Raw genomic sequence first — 14556 nt, 5'->3', positions numbered from 1 at the left:
ACATAACCCTATGATTGTAATTGCAAACTCTGAAGGACATCCGGGCATCGGTCTGTCGGCCGAACGGCTGCAACAGGGGCACAACGGCCTGCGCGCCATTGTTGATGGCATCAAACTGGTGGAGCTGGATCCAAGCGTGCGCACCGTTGGTTATGGTGGCTGGCCCAATGTCTTGGGTGAGATGGAATTGGACGCCTCGGTAATGGACGGTGATAGCTTGCGCACCGGCGCAGTGGGAGCATTACAAGGCTACCTGCATCCGGTGGAGGTAGCGTACCGGGTAATGGAAGATCTTAACCACGAAATTCTGGTGGGGGCCGGAGCTGCACGTTTCGCGGCCGAAATAGGGGCGTTGGCGGGCGACAACCTGATAGCTGATTCCAAACGCGTGTGGTGGGAGAAGCTGGAACAGGCGATGAGCGCAGAGCAGCGACGCGATTGGCCGAATATTCCACTGGCGGGGTTGTCGAATAATGCCACTGATCCCGAGCGAGTACGCGATACCACGGTATTTTTAGCGCTTGATGGCGGTGGAACACTTAGCGCTGCTACTTCGACCTCTGGTTGGGCGTGGAAATACCCAGGGCGGTTGGGTGATAGCCCAATCATTGGTAGCGGTTCTTATGCCGACAGCCGTTACGGCGCTTGTGCCTGCACCCATACCGGGGAAATGACCATCCGTTGTGGCACCAGTCGCGCCGTCGTGCTGTACATGAAGATGGGGATGACGCTGGATCAGGCGGTATATGAAGCGATCGAAGATCTGAACTACCTGAAGGACGGTTATACCGAAGGGGTGACGATCCATGCCGTCGATAAACACGGCAACCACAAGGTGGTGAGTCTGAACTGTCCTGGTCCTATCCAATACTGGCTGTGGCAAACCGGCATGGCGGCACCAGAATTGCGTCATGCCGAGATTATAACGACCCGCTGAGGGCGGAGTTAACAGGAGGCACGTACCACCAGTTCGGTGGGGATGGTCACCTGCTGCGGCGCAGCCTGCGGGCTGCTGCTGCGTAATTCAACCAGCTGTACAATGGCGGCGATCATCGCGCTGATATCCCGCCGCACCGAAGTCAGTTGATAGCTCGGCCAGGCGGCCATCGGGATATCGTCAAAGCCGTAGACCGCGACGTCCTGTGGAATGCGCAGCGGTGTATGTAAACGAATATAATCCATCACGCCCATCGCCATCGAATCGGCCGTGCAGAAGATAGCCTGTGGGGCCGGTTGTGCCGCCAGCAGTTGTGGCGCCAGTTTGAAACCACTCTGATAGCTGTAGTCGCCGCTGAGTTGCGCCACGATCTGCAATTGCTGTGCAGCCGCATGCGTTAAAAAGGTCTGCTGGCGCACTTGTTCGCCTTTGGCGCTGCTGCGCCCACCAAGGACCGCTACCTGTCGTTGGCCTTTTTGTGCCATTAGCGCTGCCAGTTGTTGCAGGCTGGGAGCCTCATCGGCGTTGAGCGCATCGCACAGGGCATCACCGGCTAACCCATTGAGCATAATCGGTGTAGCGATACGGAACAGATCCTTCGCTGTGCGAGCGCTAATGTTGTCGGCGAACACCACAGCAGAATCGACATGATAAGAAATGGTTTGTTTGAGATAGCTGGCAGGATCTTCAATGCCTTCCAGCCGAATCATCACCGCCTGCCGGTTGCTGTTTTGCAACTGCTCCACCAAACGATCGAAAAACTCCAGATCAGACAGGTCATGAAAGTGGTTAACCACGACGGCGACAAAGCCGGTTTTACCGGTGTGCAGGCTTTGGGCAATAGCATCGGGTGCATAGCCCAACTGACTGGCCACACGCATCACCAGCTCACGGTTTTTTTGCGAGACCCGCCCTTGATTGGAAAAGGCGCGGGAAACCACGGTGCGTGAAACGCCGGCAACGCGGGCGACATCGTGAGACGTGACTTTTTTAATCGGCATGGTACAAGTACTCAACGGGAAACAGGGCGCTGCGGTAAGGATGTGCAGCGGCGATATGGTCTCACAGAATGCCGGTCGGCAACACTGTTTCCCCGTGTGGCGCCAGACGCTCACCCGTCTTCGGGTCAAAAAAGTGTAGGGCGGTGGTATCCAGCGTCACTGCCAGTGGCAACCCCTTTGGATAGTGCTGCTGAACATGTTGTTTCACGATGTATTGTGCGCCATTGTCACCCTGAACAAACAGATTGCTTTCTGCCCCCAAATTTTCACTGTACACCAGCGTACCGCGCAGGTGCGGCTCCACCTGTGGTGCGCTGATACTACAGGCTTCCGGGCGGCAACCCAGCGTTAGCCAGGCACCAGCCTGGGTCGTCAGTGCCGGGAAATCGGCCGTAGCCAGTGGTAGCACTAATCCTGAATCACCTTGCAGCACAATCTGCGCACCTTGAACCTGTACCTGCACATCGAACAAATTCATCTGTGGTGAGCCGATAAATTCGGCGACAAAACGGTTAACCGGCCGATGATAAAGGTCCAGCGGTGTGCCGATCTGCTGTACTTTGCCCTGATTCATGATCACCACTTTATCGGCCATGGTCATGGCTTCGACCTGGTCATGAGTGACATAAATAATGGTGGCACCGATCGCCTTGTGCAGTGCCGACAGCTCTTGGCGCATGCGATTACGCAGTTTGGCGTCAAGGTTGGACAGCGGTTCATCAAACAGGAACACCTTGGGACGCCGGACGATGGCGCGCCCCAATGCCACACGCTGGCGTTGTCCGCCAGAAAGCTGGCCCGGTTTAACCTTCAGAAATTCGGTCAGATGCAGCATTTCGGCGACGGCGGCAATCTGGCTGGCAATCTCTGCTTTGGCCATTCCTTTAATTTTCAATGATAACGCCATGTTTTCGTACACCGTCATGTGCGGGTACAACGCATAGCTCTGGAATACCATGGCGATATCGCGGTATTTGGGCAGCACTTCGTTCATGCGTTCGCCGTCGATCAGTAATTCACCGGAAGACAGGGTTTCCAGCCCCGCTATCATCCGCAGAGTGGTCGATTTACCGCACCCTGACGGGCCAAGCAGCACCACAAACTCGCCTTTCTCCACCTGCAAATTGACGTTACTGGCGGCCTGATAGCCGTTGTCATAGCGTTTGTTGATATCAACCAATTCTACGTAAGCCATCAGCGCTCCGTTTGGGCAAGCAGGGAACTCAGGCGTGCCAGCAAGAGCACACCGAATGAGGAGGCACCGTTGGCGTACAGCTTACGGTGCGGCATATCCGTCGACATGGCGGCGATGTCCAGGTGTGCCCAGCGTTGGCCAGGCTGCACAAATTCACTGATAAAGGTTGCTGCCACACACGGGCTACCATGCGGATCCTCTCCGCCGTGACGGTAGTCGGCAAATTCAGACTTCAGCACGCCGCGATACCAGCCGCCGTGTGGCATTGGCCATACCGGCTCTGCGCTAGCCTTGCCCGCTTGGGTGACCTGCGCCAGAAAGTCATCGTCGTTGCCCATCATGGCGGCATATTCCTTGCCTAGCGCTACGCCTGCACCACCGGTCAGGGTAGCAATATCCAACAGGTAATCCGGTTGGAAGCGTTGCTGGGTATAACTGATGACGTCCGCCAACACCATACGCCCTTCAGCGTCAGTCGAAATGATTTCCACCGACTTGCCGTTGTGCATGGTCACAACGTCGCCAGGGCGCTGGGCGCGTGAAGAGGGCATGTTTTCCACCAGCCCGCACAGGCCAATGACGCGGATCGGCAATTGCAGTGCGTCGATGATACGCATTGCGCCCACCACTGCGGCAGCTCCGCCCATATCAAACTTCATGGTGCTCATGCGTGCCGCGCCTTTGATACTGATACCACCGCTGTCGAAGGTGACGCCTTTACCGACCAGCGCCAGGGTGTGACGAGCGTTGGCCGGATGGTGATCGAGGATCAGCAACTGCGATGCCCGGGCGCTGCCCTGACCGACCCCGAGCAGGCCGCCAAAGCCCAACGCCGCCATTTGTTCATCCCCTAACACTTCCTGGCGTAGATGACGGAATGGCAGTTGCGCGACTGCGTCAACAAAGCTTTCCGGATAGAGAATATTGGCGGGTTTATTCATCAGCTCACGACCGGCGATCACGCCTTCGGCATGCAGGTTTGCCCAGTCGCACAAAGCTTGCGTAGCTGCATCTTTGCTGCCCAGTTGCAGCGTTGGATCGGCCAGCGTTACGCTGGTGTGGTGCTGGTAGCGGTAGGCACCCAGACGCAGGCCGAACAACAGCCAGCGCCAGGTCTCATCGTCTGCCGTCAGGTCTGGGGCTAAGGTCAGCCTCAACTGTTGCAGCCCAAAGTCTTTTTGCCCCGCGGCGATAACGGCACCGGCATCCTGCAACGCGGCAGGGGCCAGAAGGGGGCCGATGTTGAGCCCAAATCGGCCTTCGCCCAGTGGATAAAGTACGCCGATGCTAGCCCGTTGCAGGCCGGCATTTTGCAGTGCGGCAGGCAGTTGATCTTCTGCGGCAGCAAACAAGATGACTTGCTGCTGCGCAGCCGCGCCGTTAACGCTGTAAATATCGATTGATTGCATAAGTTACCCTTTGACCGCCCCACGCGTGAGGCTCTCCATCATTTGTTTGGACGAGAAGATAAAGGCAATCAGCAGCGGCACGATCGCCAGGAAGCTGCCGGTCATTACCAGGTTCCACGGCGTGGCGGTGGCACCGCTCAGGCTACGCAGTACCAACTGAAGAATTTGTTTATCCGGTGACTGTAATGCCACCAACGGCAGCATAAAGTTGTTCCAGGTATCGACCACCACCACGATCGCTACCGTCAGCAGCGCCGGGCGCATCAGTGGCAGACCGATGCGCAGGAAAATCTGCAGTTCGTTCAGGCCATCCATACGTGCACTGTCGAGGATTTCGCTGGGTAATGAGGCGCTGACGTATTGGCGTACCAGGAAGATACCGAAGATGTTCACCCCGGCAGGTAGCCAAACGGCGGCAAACTGATCCAGCAGGCCAACACTTTTGATGACGAAGAAGTAGGGCACCAGGTTGACCACGCTGGGGACCATCATGGTCAGCATCAGGGTGGTGAACAGCACCTTTTTGCCCTTGAACTGATAAACGCTGAAAGCGTAACCCGCAGCAGCGGAAACCAATACGCTGGTCAACGTCGCCATGGCGGTGACATACAGGGTATTAAGTAGCGAGCGGGTGAAGGGCACCTGTTGTTCCAGCCCGCGGTAGTTTTCCAGCAAGTGGCTGCCAAAACGCAACGACATGCCCATGATGCTGCGGGTGTCCTGCGTTGCCAGCAAGGCAGACCAATAGAACGGGAACAGCGACAACGAAGCGAACAAGGAGACCAACAGGTAAATCACCAGTTTTCCGGTGTCGAAACGGCGGCCGTTAGCGTTCATTTTTTAATCCTCCGCGCTTGCCAAAGCCCCAGAACACCAGCGCACTGACCACGGCAATCAACAGGAACAATATCCAGGAGATCGCCGAAGCGGTACCCATATCCAGATAGGACCAGCCGGTTTTATACACGTACATCGACACCGTGAGACCGCTGTTGTCAACGCCACCCGTACCCTGAGTCAAGATCATCGGTTCGTTGAACAATTGCATGTTGCCAATCAGCGTCATCAGCGTGGCGAAGAAGATAAAGGGCGCCAGTAGCGGTAGCGCGATATAGCGGAATTTCTGCCAACGGTTTGCGCCGTCTAGCTCAATGGCCTCATACAGGTCCGGTGAGATTGATGCCAGGCCTGTCATGTAAATCACCGTATTGATGCCGGTAAACTTCCAGGTCACCTGATTGGCGATGGTGAAGCGGATCCAGTCGCTGTCAAAGAAGTTGATGGGTAACGCGGCGGCCAATGCGTTGAGGTGCAATTTGGTCGCCAGCCCGCTGAGCATTTCGTTAACCATGCCGACCGGAGAAAACAGGTTGAACACAATCAGGCTGACGGCAACGGAAGAGGTGATGTAGGGCAGGAAGATCGCCGCCTTCAAAAAGCGTCTGCCGCGCACGATGATATGCAGCAGTGAGTAAGCCAGGGTAATCGCAAACAGGTGCTGGCACAGGCCGGACACCAGCGTAATTTTGATGGTGTTGACCAGTGACACCCAGAAGGCATCGTCTGTGAAGGCGTAGTAAAAGTTATCCAGCCCGACAAATTTCATCGAACTGAGGCCCTTGACCGGGTTCCACGACTGAAATGACAGAAAAGCCGAAAAGAAGATCGGGAACGCGTTGAACACCGCGAACAGCAGCATAAACGGCAGCAGCAGCAGGTAGGCGGTGCGGTGATCGTGCAGCAGCCCTTTGAAAAATCGCTTACGCATAGACTCCCCGAACCGACGGAAACATAAAGTCGGCGGCCGACTGGCCGCCGTATCTGATGATTACAAAGCGCGCATCCGCCGTTCCAGCAGCTTGTTGGCATCGTGTAAGGTGCTGTCGATGTCCTGATGCTGCACCAGAATTTTCTTCGCCGCTTCGTTAAGAATTTCGTTGGCGATATTGTCCTCTGGCGATGAGGCGACCGGTTTCAGATCCGGCACCAGACTGGCGTAGTAGCGCATCGAATGCTGCCCGCCGAGAATATTGCTCGGTGTGTCAAAGTAGGGCGCGTTATACACGTCAAGGCGGGCTGGCAGGGTTCCGGCAGTTTTAGCGGCATCAATCACCACATCTCGTTGCATAAAGTACTGAATGAACTGCCATGCGGCCTGGGCGTTTTTGCTCTGTTTCGGGATCACCAGTGTGGTACCACCGGCATTAACCTTGATATTGCCCGGTACGCCCGTGACACGCCACAGGCCGGCTTTGGCACCGTCCGGATCCAATTCCTGTTCAATACGGCCTTCGTCCCACGGCCCGTCGATATCCGCGAACAGTTTCCCCTGGCGGTACAGCTTGATGTATTCCTGCGAATTGGTTGAACCGTCGAGCGAAGCCGCCAGACCTTTGTCATACAGCGTTTTAATTACCGTCATCAGCTGTTTGATTTGCGGTGAATCGAGATTGGGTTTGCCATCTTTGGTGTATACCGGCTTGCCCGGTTCACTGTTCATGCCCACCACCAGCGGGTTGATCAGGCTGGTAGCGGCAGGCAGCAAATAGGCGCCTTGTTCTTTTTTCAGCTTCTCACCGAAGGCGATAAAGCTGTCCCAGCTTTTGGTGATGTCTTCAATCTTCATCCCCGCCTTTTGCACCATATCGTTACGGTAGATCATGATTACCGGGCCGGTATCGTAAGGCACACCATAGATGTTGCCATCGCTACCTTTTGCCAGACTGACCATTGAAGGATCAAACTGCCAGCCTTGGCTATCGATGCTGAATGGTGGGGCGCTCAGGTTGTTTAGACCGCCTGAGTTGGCGAAGCTGCCCAGCTTAATGGTACTGACGCTGAAGATATCGGCGGCACCTTGACCAACGGCCAGCGCGGTCGTCAGTTTTTGGTGGCAGTCGGCGAACCCGCATTTGATCGACTGCACCTGAATGTCCGGATGCGCCGCCTCAAAATCTTTAATCACCTTATTGATGTAATCATTCGGCAAATAGTTGGCGAAGGTAATGCTGGTGTTGGCGCTGACGGAAATGGGCAGGCCCAGCAGCACGGCCAGTGCGGTCCCGGTGATCCTATGGTTAGTACGCAAGCAGAAATGAGCCATGATAACCCCGATGCTGTGCAGTCGATGTGGTGTGTGTTTTTTCATCATGGAACACGTGTTCCATTGAAATTAACCTATTATCGCGCTCCCAGACTGTCAACAATTTGTTCGCTAAGTTAACAAATATGAGATCTGACGCGGGGTTGAGCAAACATACGCCCAATGATGATCCGCATTCTGTCGCGCAGAGCCTTAGCTGACGTGGGTTTGCACGCATAAGGTGCATTGCCTGCACTGATGTGAGGCAAAAGTGTGATGGGACGCAAATCAGGCCAAATTATTTTTGCGAGCGCGATCAGAATTATTGAAGTTTTTTGTAATTGAATAGGATTTCGCAGCCAACGATGATTTTTCGCCTTATTTTTCCAATTATTCATTACCAATGCATATTTATTGAATAAGTATGCATTGTAACCCGTTGTTTTAGCGCAAAAAAACGCAAAATTCGCCGAAAATCCCAGTTTGGCACGATAGCTGCTCTACACTCTTTATCAAACGGCATGTATTTTAACTGCTCGTTAACATTTATTCCCCGTTCCAGGACCTGATACCCGGCATAAATAGCGAAAAACGCGTTTGATGTAACAGATTTGTTTCTGAATAGACGGTGAGAGGCAGAGTTATCACCGGTCGAAAAGTGGATTTAGCGGCGCAGTTTTTTTGTTTTGTTGTGGAACATCCGGGCAGGAACGGCCCTTACAGTCAAAATTCAGTCTTTGCTGAAGTTATGAGGTCATTATGGAACAGCCAATCGCAGTTACCCGCCAGTCTTTCGATGACTGGATGGTCCCGGTTTACGCCCCCGCTGATTTTATTTTGGTGCGGGGAGAAGGATCGCAGGTCTGGGATCAACAGGGTAAGTCTTACATCGATTTTGCCGGTGGTATCGCGGTCAACGCGTTGGGCCATGCTCACCCAGTGGTGACGGCGGCGTTGGTGGAGCAGGCGGGCAAACTGTGGCATCTGGGCAACGGCTACACCAATGAGCCGGTGCTGCGTTTGGCAAAACAGCTGATTGACGCCACCTTTGCCGACAAGGTGTTCTTCTGTAACTCCGGGGCGGAAGCCAACGAAGCGGCACTGAAACTGGCACGCAAACGTGCGCTGGACCAGGGCAACAGCAGCAAAAATCAGATTGTCGCATTTAACAACGCCTTCCACGGCCGCACGCTGTTTACAGTTTCTGCCGGCGGACAGCCGAAGTATTCAAAAGATTTCGCGCCATTGCCGGGCGGCATCACCCATACACCGTTTAACGATTTGGCGGCGGCGGCAGACGTGATCAACGACAACACCTGTGCGGTGATTGTTGAGCCGATTCAGGGCGAGGGTGGTGTATTACCTGCCGATCCTGCTTTCCTGCAGGGCTTGCGTGAATTGTGTGATCGCCATGATGCGGTGTTGATCTTCGATGAAGTGCAAACCGGCATGGGCCGTACTGGTGACCTGTATGCCTACATGCAATACGGCGTGGTACCTGACGTGCTGACTACGGCGAAAGCGCTGGGTTGCGGCTTCCCGATCGGCGCGATGCTGACCACTGATGAACTGGCTAAAACGCTGGGCGTCGGTACGCACGGCACCACCTACGGCGGTAACCCGCTGGCGACAGCAGTGGCAGGTGCGGTGTTCTCTATCATCAATACGCCAGAAGTGCTGGATGGGGTTAAACAGCGCCACCAGTGGTTCCTCGACGGTTTGAACAAGATTAATCAGCAGTACCCGATTTTCTCTGAAATCCGTGGCGGTGGCCTGCTGATTGGTTGCCAGTTGACCAAAGATTATGCCGGCAAGGCGAAACAGATCACGCAATTGGCCAACGAAGAGGGCGTGATTGCCCTGATCGCCGGCCCGGATGTGGTGCGCTTTACCCCTTCACTGATCATCCCAGAACAGGATGTGAAAGAGGGGCTGGCGCGATTCGCGCGAGCCGTGGCGCGGATTTGCAGCTAATACACAGGCTGCGCCCTTACCGGCGCAGCCTGATTAAGACGAGGTTCGCATTATGATGATTATTCGCCCTATAGAGCGTCGCGATTTGGCTGACTTATTGACGCTGGCCGGCAAGTCCGGCATCGGTCTCACTTCCCTGCCACAAGATGAAGATACCTTGTCGGCACGCATTGAGCGGGCGTTAAAAACCTGGCAAGGCGAACTTCCGCGTGGTGAGCAGTGTTATCTGTTTGTTCTGGAGGACAGCGAACGCCAGCAGGCCGTTGGGGTTTGCGCCATTGAAGTGGCCGTTGGGCTTACTGAGCCATGGTACAGCTTCCGCGTTGGCACCCAGGTGCATGCGTCTAAACAGCTGAATGTGTATAAATCGGTGCCGACGCTGTTCCTCAGCAATGATCACACTGGTCATTCCGAATTATGTACGTTGTTCCTTGATCCGGATTATCGCCACGGTGAAAACGGTAAATTGCTCTCGAAGGTGCGTTTCCTGTTCATCGCCGCTTTCCGTGAGCGTTTCTCCGCTCGGCTGATTGCTGAAATGCGTGGTTTCTCCGATGAAAATGGCCGCTCACCTTTCTGGGAGAGTGTCGGGAACCACTTCTTTTCTATCGAGTTCGCCAAGGCGGACTACCTTAGCGGCACTGGGCAAAAGGCATTTATTGCCGAGCTGATGCCGAAACACCCGTTGTATGTCGATTTCCTGGCTGAAGACGCGCAAAAAGTGATTGGTGAAGTGCACCCGCAGACAGTACCGGCGCGCCGGGTACTGGAGTCGGAAGGCCTGCGTTACCAGGGTTATGTCGATATCTTCGACGGTGGCCCAACACTGGAAGCGGAAATCGATCAGATTCGTGCGGTCAAACAAAGCCGTCTGGTGAAAGTGGTGCTGGACGAGACGCCGATGCGCGCTGATGCGCCGCTCTATCTGGTGGCCAACGATCATTATCAGAATTACCGCGCACTGCTGGTCAATGCCGATCTGTATGACGACCGTCTACATCTTAATGCGGCCACAGTAGCAGCGTTGGGTGTTGAGCAAGGCAGCCCGGTGCGGGTTATCCCCCTTATTGCACAGGAGAAAGCGTAATGTCACATCCTGCACTGTTTATTAATGGCACATGGCAACAAGGCCACGGTGCTGAATTCAGCAAAACTGATCCGGTCGATAATCAGGCGCTATGGCAAGCAAACGCTGCCGATGGTAGCGATGTTGCCACGGCCTGTGAAGCGGCTCGTGCGGCGTTCCCAACCTGGGCACGTACGCCTTTTGAGCAACGCGAGCAGATAGTGAAACGTTTTGCTGCGCTGCTGGAAGAACACAAACAGCATTTGGCTGCGGTGATCAGCCGCGAAACCAGCAAACCGCGCTGGGAAACGCTGACCGAAGTCCAGGCAATGATCGGTAAAGTGGGGATTTCACTGCAGGCTTATCAGACCCGTACCGGTGTTAGCCAGACGGCGATGGCGGACGGTGTTTCAGTACTGCGACACCGGCCGCATGGGGTGTTGGCGGTGTTTGGGCCTTATAACTTCCCGGGCCATTTACCCAATGGTCACATTGTCCCGGCTCTGTTAGCGGGCAACACCGTGGTGTTTAAACCGAGTGAGTTGACGCCGCAGACCGCTGAAGAAACGTTGAAGCTGTGGCAGCAAGCCGGTTTGCCCAATGGGGTGATCAACCTGGTGCAAGGCGGGCGTGAAACCGGTGAAGCTCTGGCCGCCCGCGCAGACATTGATGGCCTGTTGTTTACCGGCAGTGCCGGCACTGGTTATCACCTGCATCGCCAATTGGCGGGGCAGCCTGAAAAGATTCTGGCATTGGAGATGGGCGGTAACAACGCGCTGATTATCGATCAGATCGACGATCGTGATGCGGTGGTTAATCTGGCTATTCAGTCGGCATTTATTTCTGCCGGTCAGCGCTGCACCTGTTCACGCCGTATTCTGGTGAAACGTGGCAGTGAGGGCGATGCCTTTATCGAGCGTTTGGTGCAGGTGGCGAGTGCGTTGCGCATTGGTCGCTGGGATGCTGAACCACAGCCGTTTATGGGCGGGGTGATCTCCTCGGCAGCGGCAGAAAAAATGCTGGCGGCGCAGCATCACTTGCTGGCGTTGGGCGGAAAAGCCTTGTTGACCATGCAACGGTTAGAAAGTGGTAGTGCGTTGCTGAGCCCAGGCATTATTGATGTGACTGGCGTGCGAGACGTGCCGGATGAAGAATACTTTGGCCCACTGACCACCATCATTCGTTATAACGACTTTGATGAAGCGGTGCGTATCGCTAATCAGACGCGCTATGGCCTGTCGGTCGGTCTGGTATCGCCGCAGCGTGAGCGTTTTGATCACCTGTTGCTGGAAGCTCGCGCGGGTATCGTCAACTGGAATAAACCATTGACTGGCGCATCGAGTGCAGCACCCTTCGGCGGTGTTGGGGCTTCCGGTAACCACCGTCCGAGTGCCTACTACGCAGCGGATTACTGCGCCTGGCCAATGGCGTCGTTGGAAAGCGAAAGTTTGACGTTGCCAGCCAGTCTGTCGCCAGGACTCTCATTTAACTAAGCACTCAGCTCTTTGTTGTGCAGGGTCGAGCCTGCTCGGCCCCAGGAGAACAACATGTCAGGATATGAAGTCAATTTCGATGGTCTGGTGGGCCTGACGCATCACTACGCCGGATTGTCATTTGGTAATGAAGCGTCGACACAGCACCAAAACAGTGTGTCGAACCCAAAGCTGGCGGCCAAGCAGGGGCTGCTGAAGATGAAGGCCTTGGCGGATCTCGGTTTCCAGCAGGGGGTTTTGCCGCCACAGGAAAGACCTCATGTGCCAATGCTGCGCAAGTTAGGCTTCAGCGGCAGCGATGAGGCGGTCTTGGCACAGGCGATGCGACAGTCTCCACGTCTGTTGTCCGCATTAAGCTCGGCGTCTTGTATGTGGACCGCCAATGCGGCCACGGTGTCACCGTCGGCTGACAGTGCTGACGGCAAGGTACATTTTACTGCCGCCAACTTGAACAATAAATTCCACCGTGCGATTGAGGCTGAAACGACCTCCGGTGTGTTGCGGGCGATTTTTAACGATCCGCGTCATTTTGCTCACCACGAGGCTTTGCCGCAGGTGGCGTTGTTTGGTGATGAAGGTGCAGCCAACCACAACCGATTGGGCGGCGACTACGGTAAACGTAGTGTGCAAATGTTTGTTTATGGTCGCCAGGAATTTGGTGGCGAAACTGCCCCGACACGTTATCCGGCACGTCAAACACGCGAAGCCGGTGAGGCAATTGCTCGCCTGCATCAGTTGGATGAGCAGCATACGGTATTCGTACAACAGAACCCGGCTGTGATCGATCAGGGCGTGTTCCATAATGATGTGATTGCTGTCAGTAACCAGAATGTGTTGTTCCATCATCAACAGGCATTTTATCAGCAGCAGCAGGCCCTGGATGACGTGCGCCGCAAGATGGCGACGCTGGACAGCGAGCTGGTGGCAATTGAGGTGCCGACAGCACGGGTTTCTGTGGCCGATGCGGTCGCGACCTATCTGTTTAACAGCCAGATTCTGACTAAGCCCAATGGCAAAATGATGATCGTGGTGCCGGAAGAATCGCGTCAACACAGTGGTGTGTGGGGCTATTTGAGTGAGATGGTGGCTGGCGGCGGGCCGATCGATGAAATCAAGGTGTTCGATCTGCGTGAAAGCATGCGTAACGGCGGTGGACCGGCCTGTTTACGGTTACGCGTGGCATTGAATGAGCAAGAGTTACGGGCGGTTAATCCGCGTGTAATGATGAACGATACGCTGTTTGTTACGTTGAATGAGTGGGTTGATCGTTATTACCGCGATCGCCTGACGCAAAATGATTTGGCCGATCCGCAACTGCTGCGTGAAGGGCGTGATGCACTGGATGCCCTGACGTCAATTCTCGGGTTGGGCTCGGTTTATCCATTCCAACAATAGGCGAAGCCACCATGTTTAATTTGTTGGCCCTGACGCTGGCGGGGGAGGTTCCCGCTGAGCAACAGGGTGAGAACGAAAATTTGCGTTGGCGTTGGCTGGGCGAAGGCCTGCTGGAAATAACGCCGCGGCAGGATTATCAGCAAGCAGTGGTTGTTTCTGCGGGCATTCACGGTAATGAAACTGCTCCCATTGAACTGCTGAATCAGTTGGTCATGGATTTGCTTACTGGAGCCCGTCCATTAGCCGTTAGGTTGCTGGTAGTGCTGGGCAATCCTGCGGCGATGCGGGCTGGCCAGCGTTACTTGCACAGTGATATGAACCGGATGTTTGGTGGCCGTCATCGTGATTTTGAACACAGTGGCGAAACCGCGCGGGCACAGCAACTTGAGCAGATTATTGCGGCGTTTTTCGACGCAGAGAAAGCGGCACGATTCCATTATGACCTGCATACGGCGATCCGCGATTCTCGGTTGCCACGTTTTGGTATTCTGCCTTTCCAGACACGGCCTTACAGTGCAGATATGCTGGCATTGTTGGATGCTGCCGACCTGGATGCGTTGGTGATCCACAGCGCGCCGGGCGGCACCTTCAGTCATTTCACCAGTGAACATGCTGGAGCCGCCAGTTGTACGCTGGAACTGGGCAAGGCACGGCCGTTTGGCAGTAACGACTTGCAGCAATTTGCCGCTATCAACCGCGCATTGCAGGCCGCAGTGAGTAATGAGCCTTTACCGCAGCGTCCTGGCGATGCGCTGAGAGTGTTCCGTGTAGAGCGATCGCTTATCAAGCGCAGTGAGGCGTTTAGGCTGCATCTCAGTGACGATACTGCCAATTTTACCGAACTCAAGCAGGGGACGCTGTTATGTGAGCAGCCAGGTGAAGAGTACCGGGTTCAGCATGCCAGTGAGTGGATCTTGTTCCCTAATCCTAAGGTTGCATCAGGTCTGCGTGCCGGTATGGTGTTAATTGAAGCACCGCGGAGCACGCTGTATTGAATCGTTAGT

General features: G+C 55.0%; 12 protein-coding genes. 6 read left to right on the top strand and 6 right to left on the bottom strand.

Features of this window, described 5'->3' with window-relative positions:
* The first annotated feature begins 10 nt into the window (after positions 1-10).
* On the top strand, positions 11-937 hold the full coding sequence (locus SGR01S_RS03020; protein WP_061806481.1) for a glycosylasparaginase: 927 nt from the start codon (positions 11-13) through the stop codon (positions 935-937).
* Between the two features lie 8 nt (positions 938-945).
* On the opposite strand, the gene SGR01S_RS03015 is transcribed toward SGR01S_RS03020, so the two are convergent.
* From SGR01S_RS03015 to SGR01S_RS02990, 6 genes are all read right to left on the bottom strand, one after another.
* Entirely contained in the window at positions 946-1938 is a 993-nt protein-coding gene (locus SGR01S_RS03015) for a LacI family DNA-binding transcriptional regulator (RefSeq protein ID WP_061806480.1), read from the bottom strand.
* Positions 1939-1999: 61 nt separating this feature from the next.
* Positions 2000-3133: an ABC transporter ATP-binding protein gene (locus tag SGR01S_RS03010; RefSeq protein WP_061806479.1), complete on the bottom strand. Its 1134-nt coding sequence runs from the start codon at positions 3131-3133 to the stop codon at positions 2000-2002.
* The gene (locus SGR01S_RS03005) at positions 3133-4542 is read right to left on the bottom strand and encodes a leucyl aminopeptidase family protein (protein WP_061806478.1); all 1410 of its coding nucleotides are present in this window, start codon (positions 4540-4542) and stop codon (positions 3133-3135) included. The genes SGR01S_RS03010 and SGR01S_RS03005 overlap by 1 nt, the downstream gene beginning before the upstream one ends.
* Before the next feature lie 3 nt (positions 4543-4545).
* Entirely contained in the window at positions 4546-5379 is an 834-nt protein-coding gene (locus SGR01S_RS03000) for a carbohydrate ABC transporter permease (protein ID WP_061806477.1), read from the bottom strand.
* The gene (locus SGR01S_RS02995; protein ID WP_061806476.1) at positions 5369-6310 is read right to left on the bottom strand and encodes a carbohydrate ABC transporter permease; all 942 of its coding nucleotides are present in this window, start codon (positions 6308-6310) and stop codon (positions 5369-5371) included. The genes SGR01S_RS03000 and SGR01S_RS02995 overlap by 11 nt, the downstream gene beginning before the upstream one ends.
* Positions 6311-6370: 60 nt before the next feature.
* Entirely contained in the window at positions 6371-7693 is a 1323-nt protein-coding gene (locus tag SGR01S_RS02990) for an ABC transporter substrate-binding protein (protein ID WP_082797595.1), read from the bottom strand.
* A gap of 690 nt (positions 7694-8383) precedes the next feature.
* On the opposite strand from SGR01S_RS02990, the gene SGR01S_RS02985 reads away from it, so the two are divergent.
* Genes SGR01S_RS02985 through astE form a run of 5 tightly spaced genes read left to right on the top strand, consistent with a single transcriptional unit; the run spans position 8384 to position 14547 of the window.
* Positions 8384-9598 carry an aspartate aminotransferase family protein gene (locus SGR01S_RS02985; RefSeq protein WP_037419968.1) on the top strand — a complete coding sequence of 405 codons (1215 nt, stop codon included), beginning with the start codon at positions 8384-8386 and terminating at the stop codon, positions 9596-9598.
* Positions 9599-9650: 52 nt separating this feature from the next.
* A complete protein-coding gene (gene astA / locus SGR01S_RS02980; RefSeq protein WP_037419966.1) occupies positions 9651-10685 on the top strand; it encodes an arginine N-succinyltransferase in 1035 nt (344 codons plus the stop codon).
* Complete coding sequence (gene astD / locus SGR01S_RS02975; RefSeq protein ID WP_061806475.1) at positions 10685-12157, top strand: succinylglutamate-semialdehyde dehydrogenase; 1473 nt, start codon at positions 10685-10687, stop codon at positions 12155-12157. The genes astA and astD overlap by 1 nt, the downstream gene beginning before the upstream one ends.
* Before the next feature lie 54 nt (positions 12158-12211).
* On the top strand, positions 12212-13552 hold the full coding sequence (astB, locus tag SGR01S_RS02970) for an N-succinylarginine dihydrolase (protein WP_037419960.1): 1341 nt from the start codon (positions 12212-12214) through the stop codon (positions 13550-13552).
* An 11-nt stretch (positions 13553-13563) separates the two neighbouring features.
* Positions 13564-14547, top strand: a complete 984-nt coding sequence (gene astE, locus SGR01S_RS02965; protein WP_061806474.1) for a succinylglutamate desuccinylase — start codon at positions 13564-13566, stop codon at positions 14545-14547.
* Positions 14548-14556: the final 9 nt, after the last annotated feature.

It is taken from the genome of Serratia grimesii NBRC 13537, assembly GCF_001590905.1.
GTDB classification, from domain to species: domain Bacteria; phylum Pseudomonadota; class Gammaproteobacteria; order Enterobacterales; family Enterobacteriaceae; genus Serratia; species Serratia grimesii.
The sequence above is the reverse complement of the archived record's forward strand: the minus strand, read 5'-3'. Positions and strand labels throughout refer to the sequence as shown.

Excerpts from the sequence above, each read along its gene's own strand:
- SGR01S_RS03020 (WP_061806481.1), top strand. The coding sequence starts at position 11 with ATGATTGTAATTGCAAACTCTGAAGGACATCCGGGCATCGGTCTGTCG.
- SGR01S_RS03015 (WP_061806480.1), bottom strand. The coding sequence starts at position 1,938 with ATGCCGATTAAAAAAGTCACGTCTCACGATGTCGCCCGCGTTGCCGGC.
- SGR01S_RS03010 (WP_061806479.1), bottom strand. The coding sequence starts at position 3,133 with ATGGCTTACGTAGAATTGGTTGATATCAACAAACGCTATGACAACGGC.
- SGR01S_RS03005 (WP_061806478.1), bottom strand. The coding sequence starts at position 4,542 with ATGCAATCAATCGATATTTACAGCGTTAACGGCGCGGCTGCGCAGCAG.
- SGR01S_RS03000 (WP_061806477.1), bottom strand. The coding sequence starts at position 5,379 with ATGAACGCTAACGGCCGCCGTTTCGACACCGGAAAACTGGTGATTTAC.
- SGR01S_RS02995 (WP_061806476.1), bottom strand. The coding sequence starts at position 6,310 with ATGCGTAAGCGATTTTTCAAAGGGCTGCTGCACGATCACCGCACCGCC.
- SGR01S_RS02990 (WP_082797595.1), bottom strand. The coding sequence starts at position 7,693 with ATGATGAAAAAACACACACCACATCGACTGCACAGCATCGGGGTTATC.
- SGR01S_RS02985 (WP_037419968.1), top strand. The coding sequence starts at position 8,384 with ATGGAACAGCCAATCGCAGTTACCCGCCAGTCTTTCGATGACTGGATG.
- astA (WP_037419966.1), top strand. The coding sequence starts at position 9,651 with ATGATGATTATTCGCCCTATAGAGCGTCGCGATTTGGCTGACTTATTG.
- astD (WP_061806475.1), top strand. The coding sequence starts at position 10,685 with ATGTCACATCCTGCACTGTTTATTAATGGCACATGGCAACAAGGCCAC.
- astB (WP_037419960.1), top strand. The coding sequence starts at position 12,212 with ATGTCAGGATATGAAGTCAATTTCGATGGTCTGGTGGGCCTGACGCAT.
- astE (WP_061806474.1), top strand. The coding sequence starts at position 13,564 with ATGTTTAATTTGTTGGCCCTGACGCTGGCGGGGGAGGTTCCCGCTGAG.